Source organism: Roseivivax sp. THAF197b, from assembly GCF_009363255.1.
Taxonomy (GTDB): domain Bacteria; phylum Pseudomonadota; class Alphaproteobacteria; order Rhodobacterales; family Rhodobacteraceae; genus Roseivivax.
The window spans coordinates 67,703-88,362 of record NZ_CP045319.1 but is presented as its reverse complement, the minus strand read 5'-3'; the positions used below and the strand labels follow the sequence as shown (position 1 = coordinate 88,362).

At 63.6% G+C, this 20,660-nt stretch carries 25 protein-coding genes and 1 pseudogene; 24 read left to right on the top strand and 2 right to left on the bottom strand.

Going from position 1 to position 20,660, the window contains the following annotated elements; translation table 11 throughout:
• Positions 1 to 138: 138 nt before the first annotated feature.
• The 4 genes and pseudogenes from FIV09_RS18635 to FIV09_RS18620 all read left to right on the top strand — a co-directional run bounded on the left by FIV09_RS18635 (position 139) and on the right by FIV09_RS18620 (position 3,037).
• Positions 139 to 1,173, top strand: a complete 1,035-nt coding sequence (locus tag FIV09_RS18635; protein WP_152452917.1) for a LacI family DNA-binding transcriptional regulator — start codon at positions 139 to 141, stop codon at positions 1,171 to 1,173.
• Positions 1,170 to 1,433 (top strand): annotated as a pseudogene (locus FIV09_RS18630) (mandelate racemase/muconate lactonizing enzyme family protein); the annotation flags it as partial. The gene FIV09_RS18635 and the pseudogene FIV09_RS18630, both read left to right, overlap by 4 nt.
• 91 nt (positions 1,434 to 1,524) lie before the next feature.
• On the top strand, positions 1,525 to 2,454 hold the full coding sequence (locus FIV09_RS18625; RefSeq protein WP_152452915.1) for a 2-dehydro-3-deoxygalactonokinase: 930 nt from the start codon (positions 1,525 to 1,527) through the stop codon (positions 2,452 to 2,454).
• Positions 2,447 to 3,037, top strand: a complete 591-nt coding sequence (locus FIV09_RS18620; RefSeq protein WP_152452913.1) for a 2-dehydro-3-deoxy-6-phosphogalactonate aldolase — start codon at positions 2,447 to 2,449, stop codon at positions 3,035 to 3,037. The genes FIV09_RS18625 and FIV09_RS18620 overlap by 8 nt, the downstream gene beginning before the upstream one ends.
• Positions 3,038 to 3,154: 117 nt before the next feature.
• Here FIV09_RS18620 and FIV09_RS18615 read toward each other — a convergent pair whose 3' ends face one another.
• Together FIV09_RS18615 and FIV09_RS18610 are read right to left on the bottom strand one after the other, a co-directional pair.
• Entirely contained in the window at positions 3,155 to 4,153 is a 999-nt protein-coding gene (locus tag FIV09_RS18615; RefSeq protein WP_172975796.1) for an IS30 family transposase, read from the bottom strand.
• Between the two features lie 316 nt (positions 4,154 to 4,469).
• Positions 4,470 to 6,545: a TonB-dependent receptor domain-containing protein gene (locus FIV09_RS18610; protein WP_152452909.1), complete on the bottom strand. Its 2,076-nt coding sequence runs from the start codon at positions 6,543 to 6,545 to the stop codon at positions 4,470 to 4,472.
• Between the two features lie 198 nt (positions 6,546 to 6,743).
• On the opposite strand from FIV09_RS18610, the gene FIV09_RS18605 reads away from it, so the two are divergent.
• The 20 genes from FIV09_RS18605 (at position 6,744) to FIV09_RS18515 (ending at position 20,658) form a co-directional block, all read left to right on the top strand.
• Entirely contained in the window at positions 6,744 to 7,796 is a 1,053-nt protein-coding gene (locus tag FIV09_RS18605) for a hemin-degrading factor (protein ID WP_152452907.1), read from the top strand.
• Positions 7,793 to 8,689, top strand: a complete 897-nt coding sequence (locus FIV09_RS18600; protein ID WP_371417787.1) for a hemin ABC transporter substrate-binding protein — start codon at positions 7,793 to 7,795, stop codon at positions 8,687 to 8,689. Before FIV09_RS18605 ends, FIV09_RS18600 begins: the two co-directional genes overlap by 4 nt.
• A gap of 3 nt (positions 8,690 to 8,692) precedes the next feature.
• Positions 8,693 to 9,760, top strand: coding sequence for an iron ABC transporter permease (locus FIV09_RS18595; protein ID WP_152452905.1), 1,068 nt, complete (start codon positions 8,693 to 8,695; stop codon positions 9,758 to 9,760).
• Positions 9,757 to 10,539, top strand: coding sequence for a heme ABC transporter ATP-binding protein (locus tag FIV09_RS18590; protein ID WP_152452903.1), 783 nt, complete (start codon positions 9,757 to 9,759; stop codon positions 10,537 to 10,539). The genes FIV09_RS18595 and FIV09_RS18590 overlap by 4 nt, the downstream gene beginning before the upstream one ends.
• A 179-nt stretch (positions 10,540 to 10,718) precedes the next feature.
• The gene (locus FIV09_RS18585; RefSeq protein WP_152452901.1) at positions 10,719 to 11,045 is read left to right on the top strand and encodes an antibiotic biosynthesis monooxygenase; all 327 of its coding nucleotides are present in this window, start codon (positions 10,719 to 10,721) and stop codon (positions 11,043 to 11,045) included.
• On the top strand, positions 11,042 to 11,410 hold the full coding sequence (locus FIV09_RS18580; protein ID WP_152452899.1) for a glyoxalase superfamily protein: 369 nt from the start codon (positions 11,042 to 11,044) through the stop codon (positions 11,408 to 11,410). Before FIV09_RS18585 ends, FIV09_RS18580 begins: the two co-directional genes overlap by 4 nt.
• 170 nt (positions 11,411 to 11,580) lie before the next feature.
• A complete protein-coding gene (locus FIV09_RS20500; protein ID WP_172975795.1) occupies positions 11,581 to 11,751 on the top strand; it encodes a hypothetical protein in 171 nt (56 codons plus the stop codon).
• Positions 11,752 to 11,756: 5 nt separating this feature from the next.
• Entirely contained in the window at positions 11,757 to 11,921 is a 165-nt protein-coding gene (locus FIV09_RS18575; RefSeq protein ID WP_254702379.1) for a hemin uptake protein HemP, read from the top strand.
• The gene (locus FIV09_RS18570) at positions 11,918 to 12,400 is read left to right on the top strand and encodes a hypothetical protein (RefSeq protein WP_216646977.1); all 483 of its coding nucleotides are present in this window, start codon (positions 11,918 to 11,920) and stop codon (positions 12,398 to 12,400) included. Before FIV09_RS18575 ends, FIV09_RS18570 begins: the two co-directional genes overlap by 4 nt.
• 64 nt (positions 12,401 to 12,464) lie before the next feature.
• Complete coding sequence (locus FIV09_RS18565; protein WP_152452893.1) at positions 12,465 to 12,725, top strand: DUF1289 domain-containing protein; 261 nt, start codon at positions 12,465 to 12,467, stop codon at positions 12,723 to 12,725.
• A 44-nt stretch (positions 12,726 to 12,769) separates the two neighbouring features.
• A complete protein-coding gene (locus FIV09_RS18560; protein WP_152452891.1) occupies positions 12,770 to 13,192 on the top strand; it encodes a hypothetical protein in 423 nt (140 codons plus the stop codon).
• Positions 13,193 to 13,300: 108 nt separating this feature from the next.
• Positions 13,301 to 13,771, top strand: a complete 471-nt coding sequence (locus tag FIV09_RS18555) for a Dps family protein (RefSeq protein ID WP_152452889.1) — start codon at positions 13,301 to 13,303, stop codon at positions 13,769 to 13,771.
• Positions 13,772 to 13,926: 155 nt separating this feature from the next.
• The gene (locus FIV09_RS18550) at positions 13,927 to 14,361 is read left to right on the top strand and encodes a hypothetical protein (protein ID WP_152452887.1); all 435 of its coding nucleotides are present in this window, start codon (positions 13,927 to 13,929) and stop codon (positions 14,359 to 14,361) included.
• The gene (locus FIV09_RS18545) at positions 14,358 to 15,008 is read left to right on the top strand and encodes a MotA/TolQ/ExbB proton channel family protein (RefSeq protein ID WP_152452885.1); all 651 of its coding nucleotides are present in this window, start codon (positions 14,358 to 14,360) and stop codon (positions 15,006 to 15,008) included. The genes FIV09_RS18550 and FIV09_RS18545 overlap by 4 nt, the downstream gene beginning before the upstream one ends.
• A gap of 25 nt (positions 15,009 to 15,033) precedes the next feature.
• Positions 15,034 to 15,381 carry a biopolymer transporter ExbD gene (locus tag FIV09_RS18540; protein ID WP_152452883.1) on the top strand — a complete coding sequence of 116 codons (348 nt, stop codon included), beginning with the start codon at positions 15,034 to 15,036 and terminating at the stop codon, positions 15,379 to 15,381.
• Complete coding sequence (locus tag FIV09_RS18535; RefSeq protein WP_152452881.1) at positions 15,378 to 15,764, top strand: biopolymer transporter ExbD; 387 nt, start codon at positions 15,378 to 15,380, stop codon at positions 15,762 to 15,764. Before FIV09_RS18540 ends, FIV09_RS18535 begins: the two co-directional genes overlap by 4 nt.
• Positions 15,761 to 16,741, top strand: coding sequence for an energy transducer TonB (locus FIV09_RS18530; protein WP_152452879.1), 981 nt, complete (start codon positions 15,761 to 15,763; stop codon positions 16,739 to 16,741). Before FIV09_RS18535 ends, FIV09_RS18530 begins: the two co-directional genes overlap by 4 nt.
• Positions 16,742 to 16,795: 54 nt before the next feature.
• Complete coding sequence (locus FIV09_RS18525) at positions 16,796 to 18,058, top strand: imelysin family protein (RefSeq protein ID WP_152452877.1); 1,263 nt, start codon at positions 16,796 to 16,798, stop codon at positions 18,056 to 18,058.
• 60 nt (positions 18,059 to 18,118) lie between these two features.
• Entirely contained in the window at positions 18,119 to 19,675 is a 1,557-nt protein-coding gene (locus FIV09_RS18520; protein ID WP_152452875.1) for a di-heme oxidoredictase family protein, read from the top strand.
• Positions 19,672 to 20,658, top strand: coding sequence for an imelysin family protein (locus FIV09_RS18515; protein ID WP_152452873.1), 987 nt, complete (start codon positions 19,672 to 19,674; stop codon positions 20,656 to 20,658). The genes FIV09_RS18520 and FIV09_RS18515 overlap by 4 nt, the downstream gene beginning before the upstream one ends.
• Positions 20,659 to 20,660: the final 2 nt, after the last annotated feature.

Genomic DNA, 20,660 nt, shown 5'->3' with positions numbered 1-20,660 from the left:
ATCCTCCTCAAAAATCTTTCGACCCGCAGTGAATTTACGCTGCGCCATCGCGGGCGACTGTAGATGACAGCGCTGTCATTCGTCAACAAACGAAATGAAAGGGATTGGCGAGGCGCTTGATTGCTGTATGCTAATGTCATGGCAAGAAACAGAATAACCTTGGATGATGTAGCGCGGGAGGCCGGTGTCAGCGCTATCACGGCATCGCGGGCGCTACGGCAACCTGAAAAGGTATCGGACGCCGCCAGGGCCAGAATTCTGAGTGCCGTCCAGAAGTTGGGCTATGTGCCGGACGCCGCGGCCTCCGCGCTGGCCTCTACCCGGACCAGCGTCGTGGGGCTTCTGGTGCCTTCGCTGACCAATGCGGTCTTCGCGGATTTGCTGCGTGGCGTCTATGACGCGGTCGAGGACACGTCCCTGACCATACAGATCGGCAATTTCCGCTATTCTCCCAGCAAGGAAGAAGCGCTGATTCGAACCTTCCTGCATCAGCGTCCCGCCGGTCTGATCGTGGCGGGGGTCGACCAGACCGAGGCCGCGCGCCGGATGCTCATGGAAGCGCCTTGTCCGGTCGTGCAGACGATGGAACTGAGCGACCGGCCCGTCGATCGGATCATCGGGTTCTCGCAATATGCATCGGGCGAAATGGTCGCCCGGCACCTGATCGACGCGGGCTATCGCAAACCGGGGCTTATGGGGGCGCGCATGGACCCGCGCGCTCAGGCGCGGATCGCGGGCTATCGATCAGCCCTGGCAGCGGTGGGGCTGGACGATGCGCGACGGGTCTTCACCACGCCGCAGCCGTCCTCCGTCGGGATGGGCGGGCAGTTGCTGGCCGATCTTCTTGCTGCCGCGCCCGACACGGATGCCGTCTTTTGCGCCAATGACGACCTTGCGGCAGGCGCATTGTTCGAGGCACAGCGCCGGGGGATGCGGGTGCCCGACAGCTTCGGAATCTGTGGGTTCAACGATCTCGAGATGAGCAGCCACATGGTTCCGCCTCTGACCTCGGTCGCCACGCCGCGATACGAGGTCGGTCGGGGCGCCATCGACCTGATCCGCGCGGCTTTGGACCCGGCATCAGGCGACATGCCGAAGCGGATTGAACTGGGGGTCTCCATGTCGGTGCGGGGGACCACCCGCAGCGCGAAGACCGACCGGACCGCGCCATGAAGATCACCGGTCTCGAGACGATCAGGATCGCCGAACGGCCCAGTCTCATCTGGGTGCTTGTGCATACCGATGTAGGCCCGACCGGATTGAGAGAGACTTTCTTCGGCGCAGCCGCGGTGGAGGCCCATGTCCCCGACTGGATCGCGCCGAGGGTCATGGGACGCGATCCGCTGGCAATCGACGCCTTGTCGTCCGGCGTCGAGATGCGCGGTAACTCCGCCTTCAAAATCGCGCTCTGGGACCTGTTCGGAAAGGCGACCGCGCTTTCTCCACAACGCGCGAAGCGACGTGAGCAGAGTGAGCATCAGGGCGTGTACCGCCACTTCGCATCTTGAAAGAACGGGACAGGCAATGACGCACGTGAAATGGATCGGCCTGGACTGGGGCACGACGAACCTGCGAGCCTTTGCCATCGATACCGACGGGCAGGTCGCGGCGGAACTCTCGTCAGGAAACGGCATGGGCAGGCTCGCGCCGAACGAGTTTGAACCCGCATTGCTTGATCTGATCGAACCCTGGCTCACTGCGCGGGGAAGGGACGGCATGGACCCGGTACCGATTTTCGCCTGCGGGATGGTCGGGGCGCGGCAGGGATGGTGCGAAGTTCCCTACAGGGAGGTTCCGTGCCCGGCAGTGTCCGCGGACGGCGCCACGCGCATTCCGACCAATGACAAGCGCATCGCAATGCACATCCTGCCGGGTCTCTGCCGACGCGCCCCTGCCGACGTGATGCGCGGAGAGGAGACCCAGGCAGCGGGTTTCCTGTTGGAGAACCCGGACTACACCGGCGCCATTTGCCTGCCCGGCACCCATTCCAAGTGGATCGCGGTCGAAAACGGAAAGCTCTCGACCTTCACGACCTACATGACGGGAGAGCTGTTCGACCTCCTGTCCCGCCACTCCATTCTCCGTCATTCCGTCAAAAGCGACGGATGGGACGAGGGCGCCTTCGAGCGGGCGGTCGAAGAGGCGATCACCAACCCTCAAAGGGCCGTGGAATCCCTTTTCGGGCTGAGAGCCGGGTCCGTTCTCGACCACGAACCGCCCGAGACCTGTCGCGCCAGGCTTTCAGGTCTGCTCATCGGGCAGGAGCTTGGCCTCGCGTCACGGTACTGGTCGGACAAACCCGTGGCCCTGATCGGCTCGCCCTCCGTCGTTCCCCATTACGCGCAGGCTCTCGCAAGCCGCGATGTCGTGGTCGAGACGGTCGACACGCGCAGCGCAACACTGGCTGGCCTCGCGGTCGCGGCCGCCAAAGCAGGAGCAGCACACCATGGCTGATATCATCGCCATTCTCAGAGGCATCACACCGGACGAAGCCCTTCCGATCGGGGAGGCATTGATCAAGTCGGGCATCACGAAGATCGAAGTGCCGCTGAACTCACCTGACCCGTTCGAAAGCATCGCCCGGATGTGCAGAGCCTTCGGCGACGAAGCCACCATCGGGGCCGGTACGGTTCTGTCCGTGGGTGACGTGGAAAGGCTGCATGGTATCGGCGCGCGCATGATCGTATCGCCCGATTGCAATCCAGACGTCATTCGCGCCACCAAATCCGTCGGGATGCTGTCCTATCCCGGAGTCCAGACGGCGACCGAATGCTTTTCGGCGATCCGGGCAGGGGCCGACGGCTTGAAGATTTTTCCCGCATCCGCGGTCGGACCGGGCGGGCTGAAAGCCCTGAAAGCGGTTCTTCCCGCCACCATGCCGGTTTTCGCGGTAGGCGGCGTCGGACCGGACAATTTCGAGAAATGGATCGCGGCAGGTGTTGCCGGGTTCGGCATCGGCTCGGCTCTGTTCCAACCTGGAGATACGCTGCAAACCGTCACCGAACGGGCGCGATCAATCGTTGCGGCGTGTTTGTAATCTCGGTGTTTTCGGGCATCTCGGTGCACGAAAAGCTGATGCGCAGCGTCCTGTTCATATTCAGCGAGGGAGGGAATGGGCCAGTTGATGGCTCAAGGGTCGTTGCGACGTTTTCCGCTATCTCAGTTTCTTCATCTCTTCTCTGAAGGCTTCAGTTGGGGTGCGCCATCCGAGGCATTTTCTGGGTGTCCCGTTCAGGCGGTCACAAATCGCCTTCATATTGCGATTTGAGAGCGCCGCGAGCTGGGTGTCACGCGGTAGATATCTGCGTGCACGTTTGTTTAGGTTCTCGACCGAACCCTTTTGCCAGGGTGCCTGCGGATCGCAAAACCAGCTTTCCGTTCCGATGCCGGACTTCAGCTTGCGCCATGCGCGGAACTCGAAGCCACGGTCGAAGGTGATCGAACGGCGAGCGGGCTGGGGCAGGGGTTCCATCACGTCCATCAGCTTGTTTATGAAGTGTGTCGAGCTGCGGTCGTTGTTGCGGAACAGGACGGCAAACCGGGTCTTTCGCTCGACCAGTGAGGCGACGTTCATCGTGCCTTGGGAACGTTCAAAGATCATCAGATCACCTTCCCATTCGCCAAAAGTCTCGCGCGTCTTCACGTAGTCCGGGCGTTTATGGATCGATCGATCTGGCGGAAATACTTGGCCTCTGGGGCGTCTGGCATAGCGCGGCTGACGCTTCTTGCGTCGGCTTGTTAAGTGGCGCGCCAGTTGTTCGGATTGGCCTTCGCGGCTGTAGACATACGCATAGATCGTCTCGTGGCTGACGCGAATTGGCTGCCCATCGAAATCAAGACGCCCGGCAATTTGCTCTGGCGTCCAGCCGACCTTCAGTTGAGCGATGACATGGGCACGCAGACCATCGAGGCGGATCAGCTTGCGCCTTCGAGCGCGTCGGTCAGACGCATATTTCTGCGCATTCATGCCGTAGTAGCCGTTCAGATTTGGCAGCTCTTCGTCGGTAAAATAGTTCCGCTTGATCTCGCGATAGACGGTTGAGCGGTGCCTGCCGATCTCAGCTGCGATCTTGCCGACAGGCACTTTTGCATTCAGCATGTCTTCGATTGTGCGCCTCTCACGCAAATCCAGTTCTGTGTGGGCCAATTCCACTCTCCTTGCTTTCCAGCAAGATAGGGGATTTGTCGCAACCCAGTTTAGAATGTGCCCGTGGACTCACAGTGAAACGCATAAGCAAGATTATGTTGATTAACGGCGGGCTGATATCAGTCGGCTCCATGCGCAGTATTTCATAAAGCGGAATACGTCGTTCCGTGCTGTCCTGATCTTCAAAGGTCGTCAGGCCCGCGCTGTTTTGGAGCGGACCTGACACGATCGTGCCGTATGGCCTTCTTCTGACTATCCCGAATGCCGCGCCATAGACAGACACAGGGCGCTAACGCTCAGCGCCAAGCGCCGACCAATCCCCTCAGAACGCTTTCGACAATGTCACTTTGAACGTTCTGCCCGGCGCCTTGCGGCTGGGTGACGACAGGTGGCCGACGTAATCTGCATCCGCGACATTCTCGATCCCGAACCGGACTTCACTTCCGTCCAGCCAGTCTTGCCCCTCGGGCTTCCAGGTCGCACGCAGGTTATGCACAATGCTGTCGGGCAGATCAGAGCCGAGCGCGTCGCGGCGATCCGCGGCGTGGACGATCTCCCAGCTGAGATCGAGCCGGTCATCCCACTTCTTGCCGAGTGTCAGCTGCGCACGATCCGCCGGGCTGTTGCGCCAGGTCGTCTCACTGCCATCGGGATTGAACTCGGTGCCTTCCCCGAGATGCCCGGCGAAATCCGCGTAATAGCCACTTGCCGTGCCGTAGGAGGCCTCAAGCTCGAAGCCGCGCGACGTCACGCTCTCCAAGTCTGTCGATGTCGACCCGGCGACCGTGTAGCTGGTGATGTCCCAAAGCTCTGTCTGGTAGAGGTTTCCGCGAATGGTGAAGGTGTCGCCCGCGGCGAAGATATCGGCACCTGTATAGGCCGCGCCAAGCTCGTAGGTTTCGGACTTCTCGGACATGTCGATCCGGTCTTGCGCGGTGGCGCTCGTGCCCAGATCGTCGATGATCGGAAGGCCTTCGGTATAGGCCGCAGAGCCGAAGACCGACACGCCGTTTCCGAATTCATAGGCCAAGGCCAGACCGCCCATCAGCGCGTCCTTGTCATAGGTGTCGGGCACACCGGCGAGGTCATTCTCGCTTTCGATTCGGGAGGTCTCGTAGCGCAGGGCCGGCGTGACCGTGAATTGCCCGATGGACATCTCGTCAACGACGAACAGCGCGAAGCGATCGTTTGTGCCGCCCGGTGCGCTGGCCCCCGAGTTATCGGCCCGAACGCGGCGCTGCGCTTCAACGCCCGCGAGCATGTCATGCGACACGGAACCTGTGTCGAACAAGGCGCGGTTGGTCAACGTGAGCTTGGTTGTCTCGTAGCGCTGGTCGGCATTCACGGTGCCAACGAGGAACGGGAAACTCGGCGTGCCCTCCAGCGGCGAGGAGCCCGAGACGTAATCGTATTCGATTTTCTGATCGGCATAGGACAGGTTGGCACGCAGATCGACGAGATCGCTCAACGGGTTGAAACGGTATTCCAGAACGGTCTGGGTCGTCTCGGTCAGTCGGTCGACATTGCCGAAGGAGCCGCCGGTCGTGTCGAACTGGTCGTAAGGCACGTCCTTGTCATCTGCGATCGTGCTCGAATGACTGAATGTCAGCGAATGCGCGTCGTCCTGCCCAAATGTGAATTTCCCCTTCGCAAGATAGGACGGTGTTCGGAAGGCGCTGTTGTTGATGGTCGATCCATCGCCTGCGGTCAGGTCGTCCTGATCGCGCAGGGAGTAGTTGAGCAGGAATTCCGCGCCTTCGGTCGGCATCCACGCGAGGTTGGTCGAGCTGACCGCGCCATCTCCGTTCGAGCTCAATTCGAAGGTCTGGGAGCCGCCGAAGCCCGGCACACCGCCCGTGAAATCGGAGGCGTCTTTCGTCTCGAGCTTCACGACACCGCCGACAATGCCCGAGCCATAGGCAAAGCTGCCGATCGTGCCGCGCAGCACCTCGACCTCGCGGTAAAGCAGCGGATCGGTGAAAAGCTGGGTGCCGATGCGATAAAGTTCCTCCGACCCGACCGAAGCGCCGTCGATCTGCACGGCGATCTTTTGATCAGACCCGTAGGTCGTGTTCGCCCCGAAACCGCGGATATTGATGCCGGAGCCTTGCGGCGTCGTGCCATTGACCAGCGTGACGCCCGGCACGGAGTCGATCAATTGCGCCACGGTGCTGGCTTGCCGGTCCTTGATCTCTTCCTCGCCGACCACTGTGCGCGAGAGCGCGGTGCCGTAGCTGAGATCGCGTTTGCCACCCGTGAGGACCAGCGTGCCCAGGAAGCCGGGATCGCCCTCCTCTGCCGCGACGGGCATCACCAGCGATTGATCTTGCGCCATGGCAGGCACAGCCAGAGACAAGCAGAAAAGCGCGGTCGTGCCGCGCAACTTTGAAATGACCATTACGCCATCCTTCGTTCGTTTCAGGCCGAAGCTTGCGAAGGCTGGCGCGGCAAATTTCATGATTATGCGATGAACGTCACCGCGACGGGTTGCAGCACTAATCGTATCAGACTAAAACAGTCAAGTAATTTGAGAGAGCCACGCACCGCTTCCCTCCGGGCGCAGCCATCGGACCAAGATCAACCTCCGAGGACGCCCATGACACAGCCAGCCGCTGTCAATCCTTCCGATATCCGCGACTTTCAGGCGGAGAACCCGAAACTGCGCGCCCGGGATGCCGCGGATGCCATGGGCATCTCCGAGGCCGCGCTGGTGGCCGCGAGCATCGGCCATGGCACAACCCGGATAGATGCCCATCCGGACCGGATCATTCCCGCTGCCGAACGGCTGGGCGAGGTGATGGCGCTGACCCGCGTCGGGGCCTGCGTGCATGAAAAGGTCGGCGAATACGGAGCGTATCATCCCGGCGAACACGCTGCGATGACGCTGGCCGAGGATATCGATTTGCGGATCTTCCCCGTCCATTGGGCCCATGCCTTCGCGGTCGAGACCAGCTCCGAGCATGGCCCGCGCCGGTCGTTGCAGATCTTCGATGCGGCGGGCGATGCGGTGCACAAGATCCACCTGCGCGAGGCGTCGAACCACGACGCATGGGCCGATATCGTCGCTGAATTGGCAGTCGCGGATCAGGCCGACACGCAGCGCGTCGAGGCGCGTGTGCCCGTCGAAGGCCCCAAGTCCCGGCCCGACAAAGCGGACACCCTGCGGGAAGAATGGGCGAAGCTGACCGACACGCACCAGTTCCTGCGGCTGTGTTCCAAGCTCAAGATGAACCGCCTCGGGGCCTACCGCATCGCGGGTGCGCCCTGGGTGCGTCCGCTTGCGCCAAGTGCTGCCGATGCAATGCTGCACGCCGTGCGGGATGCCGGGATCGAGGTGATGCTTTTTGTGGGCAATCGCGGATGTATCCAGATCCACACCGGCCCGATCCAGACGCTCAAGCCCATGGGGCCATGGCAGAACGTAATGGACCCGGGGTTCAACCTGCATCTGCGGCGCGACAAGGTGGCCGAGATCTGGGCCGTGGAAAAACCCACGCAACGGGGCCCTGCCCTGTCCGTCGAAGCCTTCGACGCGGAAGGCTGGCTGATCTTCCAGGTGTTCGGTGTCGGCAAGGAGGGGCGCGACTCGCGGCCCGAGTGGCGCCGGATCGTCGAGGCGCTGCCGACGCTCGAGGAGGTCCCGGCATGACGTCCTGCAACAGTAGCAAAGGCGCCTATGCGGCCCTTTTGACCGCCATGTTCGGTGCGTTCATTGCCATGACAGTCAGCGCGCAGGAGCCGACGGAGGGGTCCAACCTCCGTGCCGATGTGCTCTCCATCGGCGGGTCGGTAACGGAGATCGTTGCCGCCCTCGGCCAAGAGCACCGACTGAAGGCGCGGGACACCACTTCGAGCTATCCGCCCGAGGTGACCAAGCTGCCGGATGTGGGCTACATGCGGGCGCTGTCGCCCGAAGGGGTGCTGTCGGTCGGCCCCTCGCTGATCCTGTCCGAGGAAGGCGCGGGCCCGCCCGAAGCGCTGGAGGTGATCCGCGCGGCGGATGTGTCCTTCGTCGAGGTGCCGGATGCGCTCACGCCGGACGGCATCCTGCGCAAGATCGAGATCGTGGGCGATGCGCTTGGTGTTCCGGATCGGGCCGACGGGCTCGCCGCCGAGGTCGAAACCGCGCTGGCTTCCGCGCTGCGCGACGCCGAGCGGCCAGAGGCCGACAAGAGGCGCGTCCTGTTCGTGCTGTCCACGCAGGGCGGCAAGATCACCGCCTCTGGTACCGGGACCGCGGCCGACGCGCTGATCCGCATGGCCAGTGGCGTGAATGCCGTCACCGAATATGAGGGCTACAAGCAGATCACCGACGAGGCCGTGGGCCTCGCCGCGCCGGATGTGATCCTGATGATGGATCGCGGTGGCGATCATGGTGTGGCGGATGAAGACCTCTTCGACATGCCCGCGATCCGCCTGACACCTGCCGCGCAAACCCGTTCGGTCCTGCGCATGGACGGGCTGCTGATGCTGGGCTTCGGGCCGCGCACGGCCGAGGCGGTGCGCGCACTGAACGACGCGCTTTACGCGGAAGGCACCTGACCGATGACCGCCATCACGGAAATCGAGGTCGCCCCGCGCGACCGGCTCTCTCAGGCCCGCGCGTTGCATTGGGGGCTGGCGGGCGCGCTTCTGCTGGCCTGCATCGCCAGCCTTCAGGTGGGCGCCACGGACGTGACCCTGTCGGCGATGCTGGGGAAAATCGCGCAAGGCCAAGCGCTGAGCCAGATGGAGCGCGTGGTGCTGTTCGACATCCGCCTGCCCCGGCTGGCGATGGGCGTGTTGGTCGGCGCGGCACTTGCGGTGTCGGGCGCTGCCATGCAGGGGCTCTTTCGCAATCCGCTGGCCGATCCGGGCATCGTCGGCGTGGGCGCGGGTGCGGGCCTCGGCGCGATCCTCGCCATCGTGCTGGGCGCTGTGTTGCCCATCTGGATGATCGATCTTGTCGGCAACCAGATGGTGCCTGTCGCGGCGTTTCTGGGTGGTTGGGGGTCGACCATCCTGCTCTACCGCGTCTCGACCCGGCATGGCCGCACCTCCGTGGCCACGATGCTTCTGGCGGGTATCGCGCTTGGCGCGCTGGCCGGGGCGCTGTCGGGCATCCTGGTCTATATCGCGGATGACCGGCAATTGCGCGACCTGACCTTCTGGGGGTTGGGATCGCTCGCGGGGGCGAGCTGGGCCAAGGTCTTGTCCGCCGGGCCTTTGATCCTGCTGTCCATCGGCGCGGCCCTGATGCTCGGCCGCGGCTTGAACGGACTGGCGCTTGGCGAGGCGACGGCTGCCCATATCGGTATCGATGTGCAGCGTATGAAGAATATCGCGATCCTTGCTGTTGCGGGGGCCACGGGCGCGGCTGTCGCCGTCTCCGGCGGGATCGGGTTCATCGGCATCGTGGTGCCGCATCTGTTGCGGCTCGCCTCTGGCCCCGACCACCGCACGCTGCTGCTGAACTCCGCACTTCTGGGGGCGACGCTCCTGATCCTGGCGGATGTCATCGCCCGCGTGGTCATAGCACCTGCGGAATTGCCCATCGGGATCGTGACGGCGGTGTTGGGCGCGCCGGTCTTCCTGTGGATCCTCCTCAAACGCCGCGGAATGGTGGAGCTATGAGCCTGATCGCCAAGGATATCCGCGTCTCCTACGGCAAGCTCGAGACGCTGCGCGGTGTCAGCCTGACGGCTAGACCAGGCGAAGTCACCGCCATCGTAGGCCCCAACGGGTCCGGCAAATCCACCTTGCTGGGGGCGATCACCGCATCGCTGCCCTTTAAGGGCCATGTCAGCCTGAATGGCCGCGATGTAAGCACGCTCAAGCCATGGGAGTTGGCCGCAGAGCGTGCCGTGTTGCCCCAGGCCTCCCGTCTGGCCTTCCCCTTTACCGTCATCGAGGTGGTCAAACTGGGGTTGCAAGCAGGCACGGCCGGGGACCGCCCCGAGGTGCCGATGCAAGCGCTGAGGCGCGTGGGTCTTGCGCATTACGCACAGAGGACGTTCCAGGAATTGTCCGGAGGTGAGGCGCAGCGCGTGATGCTGGCCCGGGTTCTCGCGCAGGTCTGGGCCCCTGTGGAGGATGGTCAGCCGCGCTGGCTCTTGCTGGACGAGCCTGTCTCAAGCCTCGATATCGCGCACCAGTTGCAGGTGATGGAGATCGCACGGGATTTCGCGCGCGCGGGCGGTGGCGTGATCGCGGTCATGCATGACCTGAACCTGACCGCTCTCTTTGCCGACCGTGTCGCGGTCCTGTCCGAAGGGCAGCGTCTGGCCTTCGGTCCACCGCGCGAGGTTCTGACCGACGCCATCCTGTCGCGCGCCTATGGCTGTGCCCTCAGGGTGTCCGCGCCACCGCCGGAGGGTATCCCTTACATTCTGCCCCACGCGGCCTCTGCCTGAGACGAACCCCATGCGCCTCACAGCCCTGTCCTTCGTCCCTTCCCTGTCGGCCATGATACATCCTGCCACGGAGATCGCCGTATTCGGCGACCTTCCAAACACCCGAGGACGTCGCCATAGTACCATCGGTCGAGCGGGACGATCCCCATGCAACCCTGACACCCAGTTGAGGAGAAACCATGTATCTTGCAATGAACCGCTTCACCGTGCCGCTTGAGAACGCCGCCGAGTTCGAGGAGCTTTGGCTGTCGCGGGAAAGTCGCCTTCAGGACATGGACGGGTTCGTGTCGTTCCACATGCTCAAAGGCCCCGAGGCCGAGGGCCGTATCCTCTACGCCTCCCACACCGTCTGGCAATCCGAAGCGCATTTCCGCGCCTGGACCACCAGCGAAGAATTCCGCGCCTCGCATGCGCGCGCGGGCCAAAGCCGCAAGCTGCACGAGGGCGTGCCGCAATTCGAAGGCTTCACCGCGATCCAGCATATCGACGCGCTGCAGACCGCATGACGCCCAAGGTCATCCGAACCGCCCCGGTCTTTCGCAGTTTCGACGAGACCAAGGCGCGCGGGTTCTACGTGGATTGGCTTGGCTTCGAATGGACGGGGGAGCACCGGTTTCATCCCGGTGCTCCGCTTTACGCGTTTCTGAGGCTCGGCACGTTTCACCTGCATCTGAGCGAACATCATGGCGATGCCACCCCGGGCTCGACCGCGATGGTTTACGTTGAGGGATTGGCGGAGTGGCATCAGAGCCTTCCGCCCTACCCCAACATGAACCCGCAACCGGAAACGCTTCCCTGGGGCGTGGAGATGGTCGTGATTGATCCCTTCGGAAATCGGCTGCGCTTTCTCGAGCAGACAGACGCCACCTGAACGCTTTCCTTCGGGGCTGAATGTCTTCGCGGCAATTCTTGACAAAAAAAATCGGATTAGCCTAGTAAGGGATATACCCGACTCGAATTGTCGGAAATAAGCCGCATCACGCTATGCGCGTCCCAGCCACCGCCAACGGCAGCCCGGATGTCAAAGGAAAGGAAGCAGTCGTGAAGACAACCGAGCCAAGGGCAAACGCCGTAACTCCCGCAAGGACCAGCAATACGTGGCGAGAAATCGTGCAATCGGGCAGTGAAGCCAGCGACATCGACGGGTTCGCGCTGGAATACCTGATCGACTTTCAACGCGACCGCGCACGGGTCGCGGGAGAGGCGCGATGAGCATCATGCATACCCTGCCGAACCCGAATGCCATCGACCGCGCCGACGATACCGCGACCTATGACGCCCGCGATTTGATCCGCAACGGGATCAAGGCGGATATCGTCCTCGACGGGCAAACCTACACCCTGCGCATCACCCGCGCGGGCAAGCTGATCCTGACCAAATGACCGGCGCTGCTCATACCGCGGGCGCCAGCGCGGTCGGTCAACTGACAGACGTCGCACCCTGGGAAGCCGAACTGATCATGTCCATACGGTTGTGGATGGAAGGCCCGGAGGGCAAAGCCGAGGTGTGGAACAGCTTCGCGCGCTGCTTCGGAGGTGACGCGGGCCGGGCCGAGATACACCGCTTCGAGACGTTGCTGGCGAGCCTTTACACCTATGCCCGCAGGCCGCTCGTGCGGCACGGGCTTGCCTGTATGTGCATTGGATCAGACGAGGCGATCCTGCAGACACTCGTGCGCGAAGCTGCACGCGGCGACCTGCCCGAGGCCGCAATGATTGCCAGCCTCATTGTCCCGGCGCGGCATGCGGAACCGGTCGCACTGATGGCCGCGCCGGTCGGCCAGGCGATGCAGCGCATCTCCAAACGAACACCCATCCAGCGTCCTGAGAGAACCGGGTCCGAAGAGCGGATCCTGCACTGAAATCCCCATCCAAGCCAGATCGGGCCGGACCCTTGGAGCGGCCCGAAATTCCAGCGAGGTCATCATGCCCAAGGTCCCCAGCCCCTGCATCAGCGTCTGCAAGTTCAAGCGCGAAGGTCATTGCATCGGTTGCTCCATGACCAAAGCCCAGAAATCCACCTTCAAGGCGCTGAAAAAGGACAAGCAACGCGAAGCCTTCGTCGAGCTTGTCGTCGCCCAGCAAACCGTCATGGGCCGCTACAAGCACTGGGAACAGGCGTATGAAAAGCGGTGCCAAAAGAAGAAGGTGAAGCTCACGGTGTTGGACGGCGGCAAGGCGGCCTGACCGGCATTGCGAACCCCGAAACCACAAACAAGGACCAGGACCCAATGACTGCAGCCGCTCGCCGCGTTCCCGTCGACAGCACGCCCGCACCGGATGACGTATTTCACGAACGTCCCCTGCTCGAGCATCTGCGTGACGTGGCCCGCACAAATCGCTGCAAGGGCTATATCGATCTGTTCGGCGCGTGCGCGGCTCTGTCCGACAACCGCGAAGTTGCCCGCTACGCCGCCTCCGAAGTGCTGGTGCGCTGTCTGTCACAGGCCTTGGGCCGTCGCCCAGTTCTCTTCCGTGTCGGGGAGCCGGAAACCTCCTTCGACGAGAAGTGGCTCATGGCCCTCGCCCGCAGTCTCAAGGTCGCGGACGCGCCCAGCCTCGCATTCCTGTTGAATTCACGGGTGCCAAAACATGCGCGTCGGAACCTCGTCTTCCTTCTGCAGAATGTGACCGACAGTTTTTCTAAGAATTAGAATCGTTCTAAAAAGACTTGTCTGGGCCCGGGTTGCAGCCTAGCTTTTCCCAGCGAGCCAGCCTTAAGCCAGCCAGCACGACTTCGTTCCATGTTGCAGGAGGCACCCGTGACCCAGACCGCCCAAACCCTTTCGACCGATGCTTCGGCGCAGATTGCCGAAGCCCTGAACCAATGCCTTGCCGAGACTGTCGTGACGACGATGCTCGCGCAGAATTTCCATTGGAATGTGACGGGCATGGCCTTCGGGCCGCTGCATGATCTGTTCCAGAAGATCTACGAAGACCACTTCATCGGCCAAGACGACCTGGCCGAGCGGATCAAGGCGATCGAAGCCCATGCCGAAGGCAATCTGGCCGGTATGCTGAAGCGGTCGAAGGTCGCGGAAGTCGAGGGCGCGCCGACCGCGGAAGAAATGATCCGCCTGATGAAGGAAGCGCAGGAAACGCTGGCCGAGACCATCGCGGGCGCCGGAGAACTTGCCGCGAGCCATGGCGACACCCTGACCGAGGATCTCTGCATCGCGCGCGGTCAGACGCACGAAAAGTTCGCGTGGATGCTGCGGGCTCACTTGGCCTGACGGTGAGACCTGCGCCCTTCTCCAGACGCGCAGGGCAAAGACATAGCGTTTTAATCAGGTATTGAAGCCGCGCCTGCTGGATGGTAATGAAACGCCATCCAGCGAGGGTGCAATCCCCAGCCAGATGACCCCACGGGCGATCAAAGGCTGGAGAAATGTCCTATCTCAATCCGAAACATGCAGGCCTGTGCCTGGCACTGTGTCTGTCCCAGAGCCCCGCAAGCGCAGAGGATCTGCGCGGCGCACATGTGTCCATCGAGCTGAATGCCGTGGAGGCGGTCGAAGACTCCTGTCGGATCAGTTTTCTCGTTCAGAATGGGCACGCATTCGACATCGGCCAAGCCGTCTACGAAGCGGTCCTCTTTGATAGAGAGGGACGGGTCGACAGGCTGACCCTCTTCGATTTCGGCGCCCTGCCCTCCGCCCGCCCCCGCGTCCGGCAATTCGTTGTGCCCGGCCTTGCCTGCGCGTCCTTAAGTCGTCTGCTCATCAACGGCACGGAAACCTGCGCGGGACCGGATGTGCCGGACAGCGCCTGCGGCACAGACCTCGACCTGAGCAGCCGCACCGATATCGAGGTGCTGGGATGATCGCGCAATTCCGGGACAGTCTTCAGCGCATCGCAGAACTCGGCGGACCGGTGGTTCTGCTGCTTTGTGCGATCTCCGTGGTCGTGCTGGCCGTCGTGCTCTACAAGCTCTGGCAATTCGCCGCGGCCGGTGTTGGACGGCACAAGGCGCTCGGCGATGCCATCGCCGCCTGGGATGCAGGTGACCGGACGGCGGCGCGCACTCACCTTGATCATTCTCATACTTATCTTGCCCCGGTCATCGCCATGGCATTGGATGGGCAGTCGGATGCCGCCCGGCTGGAGGCGGAGGCCGAAGCGCGGTTCGCCCGGCTGGAAAGCGGTTTCCGGCTTCTCGACTCGGTCGCGCAGCTCGCGCCGCTGCTGGGTCTCTTCGGAACGGTGCTCGGCATGATCTCGGCGTTTCAGGCGCTTCAGGAGGCGGGCAGCCAGGTCGATCCGTCGATCCTTGCCGGTGGCATCTGGGTGGCCCTTCTGACCACGGCTGTGGGCCTTGCCGTCGCCATGCCGACCTCTGTAGTCCTGAGCTGGCTCGAAGCGCGGATGGATGCAGACCGCGTCCTGGCCCAGAAAGCGGTGCGCACGGTGCTGGCACCGGAAAATCGCGGCACCACACTTGCGCCAGAAGGCGTGCCAGCTCATGCGTAGCCTGCGGCGGCGGCGCAGATTGTCCATGACGTCCCTGATCGACGTCATCTTCCTGCTGCTCCTGTTCTTCATGCTGTCCTCCACCTTTACCCGCTTTGCCGAGGTCGAATTCGCCTCGGCTGGCGGCGGCACTGCTGCCTCGACAGAACGCCCCGTGTTCCTGTCGCTCGGGCCCGACGCGTTGCGCGTGAACGGGACCGGCACGACATTCACGGACCTTGCCGATGCCCTTGAGGCGCAGCGCAGCAGCGATACAGCACTTGGTGTGCTCTTAGCGGCCAACGCGGATGTCACGGCGCAACGCCTGACCGACCTGCTTGTCGCCTTGCGGTCCATCCCGCGCGTCTCCGTCACCGTATTGGAGTCGTTATGAGACGGCAGCGCATTCGCACGGAACGCGAGCCGACCATCGCGTTGATCAACATTGTCTTCCTGATGCTGATCTTCTTCCTCGTGGCGGGCACTTTGGCGCCGCCGCTCGAGAAGGAATTGCGGCTGGTCAAAACCGCCGAACTTGAAGGCAGTGCGCCTGCGGATGCGCTGGTTCTGCATGCCGACGGGCGGATGACGCACCGGGGCGTCGCGGTCACCTCGGTCACGGATTTCGTCGCGGGACGTCCCGAGGAGTCCCGCGCGCATGTGCGTATCGTGCCCGACCGTGCGCTGTCGGCAGCGGACCTCGTCACCCAAAGCCGGGCGCTGCGCAATGCCGGGGCGGAACGCGTCTTCATCGTGACCGAACGGGGGTTGGAATGATGCGCGGCGCCGGTCCCGCGAAGCTCGCGGCTCTGTCGGTCGCGCTTGTCGTGCATGCGGCCCTCGCCGCAGCGCTCGTCTCGGTCGAGGCGACGGAAGTGGAAGGCGCAGACGGCGGTACGGAGGTTCGGTTGGGCAATGCCTTCGCGGATATGGCCGTCGGCACGCTCAGTTCCGTCACCGCGGAGGCACCGGAGAACGTAGCCCCGGAGACACCTGACAGGCTGGAGGCCGAGCGCGCGGAGCCATTGCAGCCCGAGGCGGCCACAACAGCCCCGGAACGTGCCCCGGCTGGAACAGTGTCACCGGTTGAGGCCATAGCCGTGCCCTCTGAAACGACTGCCGAGCGGGCCCAAGCGGTCGCCATCTCGCGCGCAAAGGAACATCCATCAGACGTGTCTGCAGTTCCCACCGCGAGTGCTACGCAGGTTCTTCAATCCCCGCAGGTTTCGGAGCGGGTCGCGGCGGAAATACCGGAAAGTGCTGCTGTCACGCGGTCGGCGCGGCCCAAGCCCCGCAGCGCCGAATTCGAGGCCGAGCATAAACCGCCCCAGATGGCCAAGGCCGAACCACAGCCGAAGACCCAGCCCGACACCCGCGCAAAACCGGCACCGGGCAATTCCGATCGCAACGCGCAGGCAGGTGAAGCCAATGGTCAGCGCGCGGCGGTTGCGATGCAAAGCGGCGCGGGCGGACGCCAAAAAGCGGCAGGCAATGCCGCTGCGAGCAACTATCCGGGCCTCGTGATGGGCAAACTGTCGCGAGCCGGAAAGCCCCGTGTGACCGCGCGCGGAACGGCTGTCGTCGCCTTTTCGATCGCCGCGAACGGAGCGCTCTCCTCCGTGTCGCTGGCGCGAAGTTCAGGCTCGGCCGCGCTGGATCAGGCGGCGTTGCGGCTGGTGCGTGGTGTCGGCCGGTTTCCGGAACCGCCCTCGGGCGCCCGGCGCAGCTTCTCGATCCAGATCAAGGGGCGCTAGGCCATGAGGGCCGGCGCGCGAATTCCCGAATAGTTCACTCAGAAAGGAACCCCAATGACCCGTTTTCTTACAGCGACAACCGCAATCGGATTGTGCATGACCGGCGCGGCTCAGGCCCAGACGGCCTCCGAAGTGCTCAAGACCTACTCCGATATCGCCGAGGCAAATTACGAGGACAGCCTCGCAGCGGCGCGCGATCTCGATCAGGCGATCACGGCGCTGATCGACGCACCGTCCGCCGAGACGATGCAGGCCGCCCGTGCCGCGTGGCTCGAAGCGCGCGTTCCCTATCAGCAAACGGAAGTCTTTCGCTTCGGGAACCCGATCGTCGACGATTGGGAGGGCAAGGTGAATGCCTGGCCGCTTGACGAAGGGCTCATCGACTATGTCGATGGCGCCTATGGCGGACCCTCCGACGAGAACCAGTTGGCCGCGCTGAACGTGATCGCCAACCCGACCTTCACCCTGTCGGGAGAAGAGATCGACGCGCGCCAGATCACGCCGGATCTTCTGGAAAATACCCTGCACGAAGTGGACGGGATCGAAGCGAACGTGGCAACGGGCTACCATGCCATCGAGTTCCTGCTTTGGGGGCAGGATCTGAACGGGCATGGCGACGGCGCGGGCAACCGCCCCTGGACGGATTACGCGCAGGGCGCGGAATGCACGAACGGCAATTGCGACCGTCGTGCGCAGTATCTGGAAGCCGCGACCGATCTGCTGATCTCGGATCTCGAATGGATCACCGCGCAATGGGCCGATGACGGCGCGGCGCGGGCCAACCTGATGGCGGATGAAGAAGCAGGGCTTACGGCGATCCTCACCGGTATGGGCAGCCTGTCCTACGGCGAGACCGCAGGCGAACGGATGCGGCTCGGCCTGATGCTGAACGATCCCGAGGAAGAGCATTCCTGCTTCGCCGACAACACCCATAACGACCATTATTACAACGGCGTGGGCATCCGATCCGTCTATCTCGGCAGCTATACCCGCACCGATGGCACGATGGTCAGCGGTCCGTCTGTCTCGGACCTCGTCGCCGCATCGCATCCCGACCTCGACATGGAAATGAAAGTGCGTCTGGCAGAGGCGGTGCTGGCCCTTGGCCGGATCAAGACCGCGGCAGAGGCGGGCTTTGCCTATGACCAGATGCTCGAGCGCGGCAATGAAGGCGGCGAAGCCCTCATCATGGGCGGCGTCGACGGGCTGATCAATCAGACCCGCTCCATCGAGCGTGTGGTGACCGCCCTCGATCTTGGCGGGATCGCGATCGAGGGCTCCGACAGCCTCGATAATCCGTCCGCCGTATTCCAGTAACGCGCTGCGGGAGGCGGGCTTTGGCGCGCCTCCCCCGATGGCGACCAACCGGTGACGGTTATGAACAAGCATGCACTTTTGTGGTTGCCGCTTGCGGCGGCTGTTGCAGTCCCGAGCACTGGCCAAACGGAAGGCAAGCCGGCGGAACCGTGGCGCGCGCTGCGGGACGTCCATCTCGACGTGATCCCTCGTACCGAGGCAGAGCAAGAGCGCGTCAAAGCCGTCACCGCCCTGCCCCGAGATTTCTCTGCACCCTGGCCCTTCGAGGAGAACGCAGGCGGTGCCCAGACCGTGCGCGCGCGATCGACCGCAGATGCGTTTTCGCAGCCCGCCGACAATCTGACCTTCGAACAGGAGCTGGATTTCCGCGTCGGCAACGGAATGTTCCGGCGTATCTGGGTCTCCGCGCCGGCCTCCACCCTTGCCTCGGACGGGTTGGGGCCGCTTTACAACGCGCGCTCCTGCCAGCGCTGCCACCTGAAGGACGGACGCGGTCATCCGCCTGAGGGTCCGGGGGACAGCGCCGTATCGATGTTCCTGCGCGTATCCATCCCCGCGCCGAATGCCGAGGAGGTCGAACACTACATCGCAGGCACCCATCCCACGCGGCCCGAGCCGACCTATGGCACGCAGATGCAGGATTTCAGCCTGCCCGGCCACGCCCCGGAATACCGGCTTCAAATCGACTACACCGATGTGGAGGTGTCGCTGTCCGGCGGCGAGGTCGCGCATCTGCGCCAGCCCTCCTACACCGCAGCCGACCTGGGCTACGGCCCGCTTCACCCCGAGGCGATGCTGAGCCCGCGCGTGGCGCCGCAGATGATCGGAATGGGTCTTCTGGAGGCAATCCCCACCGATGATATCCTTGCGTGGGCTGATCCCGACGACACCGATGGCGACGGGATTTCCGGCAATCCGCAGATCGTGTGGTCAGACGTTCACGATCAACCGATGCTTGGCCGGTTCGGCCACAAGGCCGGCAGCCCGACCGTGCTTGAGCAGACCGCGAGCGCCTTTGCGGGGGATATCGGCATCTCGAACCCGATCCATAACGCGGGTTCCGGGGAATGCACCGATGCGCAGACCGATTGCACCGCGGCGCTGCATGGCGGGGATGCGGAACAGGGCGGCTTGGAGATCGACCAGGTCGGCCTGGACCTCGTGACTTTCTACAGCCAGACGCTGGCAGTGCCTGCGCGGCGCAACCTCGACGATCAACAGGTCCTGCGCGGGCGCAAAGTCTTTTTTGACACCGGCTGCGCCGCCTGCCACCGGCCCAATTACGTGACGCACAAACTTGAAGGGGAAAACCCGGCGAGCTTCCAGCTGATCTGGCCCTATTCCGACATGCTGCTGCACGATATGGGGCCGGGCCTTGCCGACAACCGCCCCGAGGGCCGCGCGGACAGGCGGGAATGGCGCACCGCGCCGCTTTGGGGCATCGGCCTGACCGAGACGGTGTCGGGCCACAGCTTCTTTCTGCATGACGGGCGCGCGCGGTCGCTGCTCGAGGCGGTGCTTTGGCATGGCGGCGAGGCGCAAGACGCGCGCGACCGCGTGGCCCGAATGCCGCCCGAAGACCGCGCCGCCCTCATCCGTTTTCTGGAGAGTTTATGAGACTGATTTCCGCTGCCTTTCTGAGTGTCGGCCTTGCGACCCCCGCGCTGGCGGGCGTGGACGAGGCGTTGAGCGATCACATCCTGCCGGGATATGCCGAATTTGCCGAGGCGACAGAGGATCTGATGCAAGCGGCGCGGAACGATTGCCGCGCAGAGGCATTGCAGCCCGCCTTCCACTCCGCCTTCGATGCGTGGATGCCTGTGGCCGACATCCGGCTCGGGCCGTCGGAAACCGGCGCGCTCTCCATCGCCTTCTGGCCCGATACACGCGGCTTCACGCCCCGGACGCTCCGGCGCTTCATGGCCGAGAAAGACCCCATCGCCGGAGACGTGGACGGCTACGCCGAGGTCTCCATCGCAGCGCGCGGGCTTTTCGCGTTGGAGATGCTGATCTTCGATCCGGAATTCGCCGACTATGCGCGGGGCAGCTATGCCTGCCAGCTTGTCGCCAGCGTCGCGGCCGATCTTCATGGACAGGCGGAAGACCTCAGCAGTGACTGGGACACGACCTATGCGGACACGCTCCGCACAGCGGGTGCGGCGGACAATGCCACCTATCTGACGCAGGAAGAGGCGGTGCGCGCGATCTACACGCAGATCCTGTCTTCGCTGGAATTCACGGCAAACCAACGGCTTGGCGCGCCGCTTGGCACGTTCGACCGCCCGCGTCCGGCCCGCGCCGAGGCGCGCCGCTCGGACCGGAGCCTGCGCAACGTAATGCTCGCCGCCCAAGCCGCCCATGGCCTCGCAACCGCGCTTTCGGAAAGGGACCTGCCTGCGATCGACGCCGCGCTGCAGGCGGTCAACGAGGCCGCCGCCCGGATCGGCGACGCGGCCTTTAAGGATGTCACCGACCCGCAGGCCCGGCTGCATGTCGAAGTGCTGCAACAGCGGGTGCGGTCCCTGCACGAAGCGATCCAGACTGAAATCGGCGCAGATCTGGGCATAGCGCCCGGCTTCAATGCGCAGGACGGAGATTAAGA

Excerpts from the sequence above, each read along its gene's own strand:
- FIV09_RS18635 (WP_152452917.1), top strand. The coding sequence starts at position 139 with ATGGCAAGAAACAGAATAACCTTGGATGATGTAGCGCGGGAGGCCGGT.
- FIV09_RS18625 (WP_152452915.1), top strand. The coding sequence starts at position 1,525 with ATGACGCACGTGAAATGGATCGGCCTGGACTGGGGCACGACGAACCTG.
- FIV09_RS18620 (WP_152452913.1), top strand. The coding sequence starts at position 2,447 with ATGGCTGATATCATCGCCATTCTCAGAGGCATCACACCGGACGAAGCC.
- FIV09_RS18610 (WP_152452909.1), bottom strand. The coding sequence starts at position 6,545 with ATGGTCATTTCAAAGTTGCGCGGCACGACCGCGCTTTTCTGCTTGTCT.
- FIV09_RS18605 (WP_152452907.1), top strand. The coding sequence starts at position 6,744 with ATGACACAGCCAGCCGCTGTCAATCCTTCCGATATCCGCGACTTTCAG.
- FIV09_RS18600 (WP_371417787.1), top strand. The coding sequence starts at position 7,793 with ATGACGTCCTGCAACAGTAGCAAAGGCGCCTATGCGGCCCTTTTGACC.
- FIV09_RS18595 (WP_152452905.1), top strand. The coding sequence starts at position 8,693 with ATGACCGCCATCACGGAAATCGAGGTCGCCCCGCGCGACCGGCTCTCT.
- FIV09_RS18590 (WP_152452903.1), top strand. The coding sequence starts at position 9,757 with ATGAGCCTGATCGCCAAGGATATCCGCGTCTCCTACGGCAAGCTCGAG.
- FIV09_RS18585 (WP_152452901.1), top strand. The coding sequence starts at position 10,719 with ATGTATCTTGCAATGAACCGCTTCACCGTGCCGCTTGAGAACGCCGCC.
- FIV09_RS18580 (WP_152452899.1), top strand. The coding sequence starts at position 11,042 with ATGACGCCCAAGGTCATCCGAACCGCCCCGGTCTTTCGCAGTTTCGAC.
- FIV09_RS18575 (WP_254702379.1), top strand. The coding sequence starts at position 11,757 with ATGCATACCCTGCCGAACCCGAATGCCATCGACCGCGCCGACGATACC.
- FIV09_RS18570 (WP_216646977.1), top strand. The coding sequence starts at position 11,918 with ATGACCGGCGCTGCTCATACCGCGGGCGCCAGCGCGGTCGGTCAACTG.
- FIV09_RS18565 (WP_152452893.1), top strand. The coding sequence starts at position 12,465 with ATGCCCAAGGTCCCCAGCCCCTGCATCAGCGTCTGCAAGTTCAAGCGC.
- FIV09_RS18560 (WP_152452891.1), top strand. The coding sequence starts at position 12,770 with ATGACTGCAGCCGCTCGCCGCGTTCCCGTCGACAGCACGCCCGCACCG.
- FIV09_RS18550 (WP_152452887.1), top strand. The coding sequence starts at position 13,927 with ATGTCCTATCTCAATCCGAAACATGCAGGCCTGTGCCTGGCACTGTGT.
- FIV09_RS18545 (WP_152452885.1), top strand. The coding sequence starts at position 14,358 with ATGATCGCGCAATTCCGGGACAGTCTTCAGCGCATCGCAGAACTCGGC.
- FIV09_RS18540 (WP_152452883.1), top strand. The coding sequence starts at position 15,034 with ATGACGTCCCTGATCGACGTCATCTTCCTGCTGCTCCTGTTCTTCATG.
- FIV09_RS18535 (WP_152452881.1), top strand. The coding sequence starts at position 15,378 with ATGAGACGGCAGCGCATTCGCACGGAACGCGAGCCGACCATCGCGTTG.
- FIV09_RS18530 (WP_152452879.1), top strand. The coding sequence starts at position 15,761 with ATGATGCGCGGCGCCGGTCCCGCGAAGCTCGCGGCTCTGTCGGTCGCG.
- FIV09_RS18525 (WP_152452877.1), top strand. The coding sequence starts at position 16,796 with ATGACCCGTTTTCTTACAGCGACAACCGCAATCGGATTGTGCATGACC.
- FIV09_RS18520 (WP_152452875.1), top strand. The coding sequence starts at position 18,119 with ATGAACAAGCATGCACTTTTGTGGTTGCCGCTTGCGGCGGCTGTTGCA.
- FIV09_RS18515 (WP_152452873.1), top strand. The coding sequence starts at position 19,672 with ATGAGACTGATTTCCGCTGCCTTTCTGAGTGTCGGCCTTGCGACCCCC.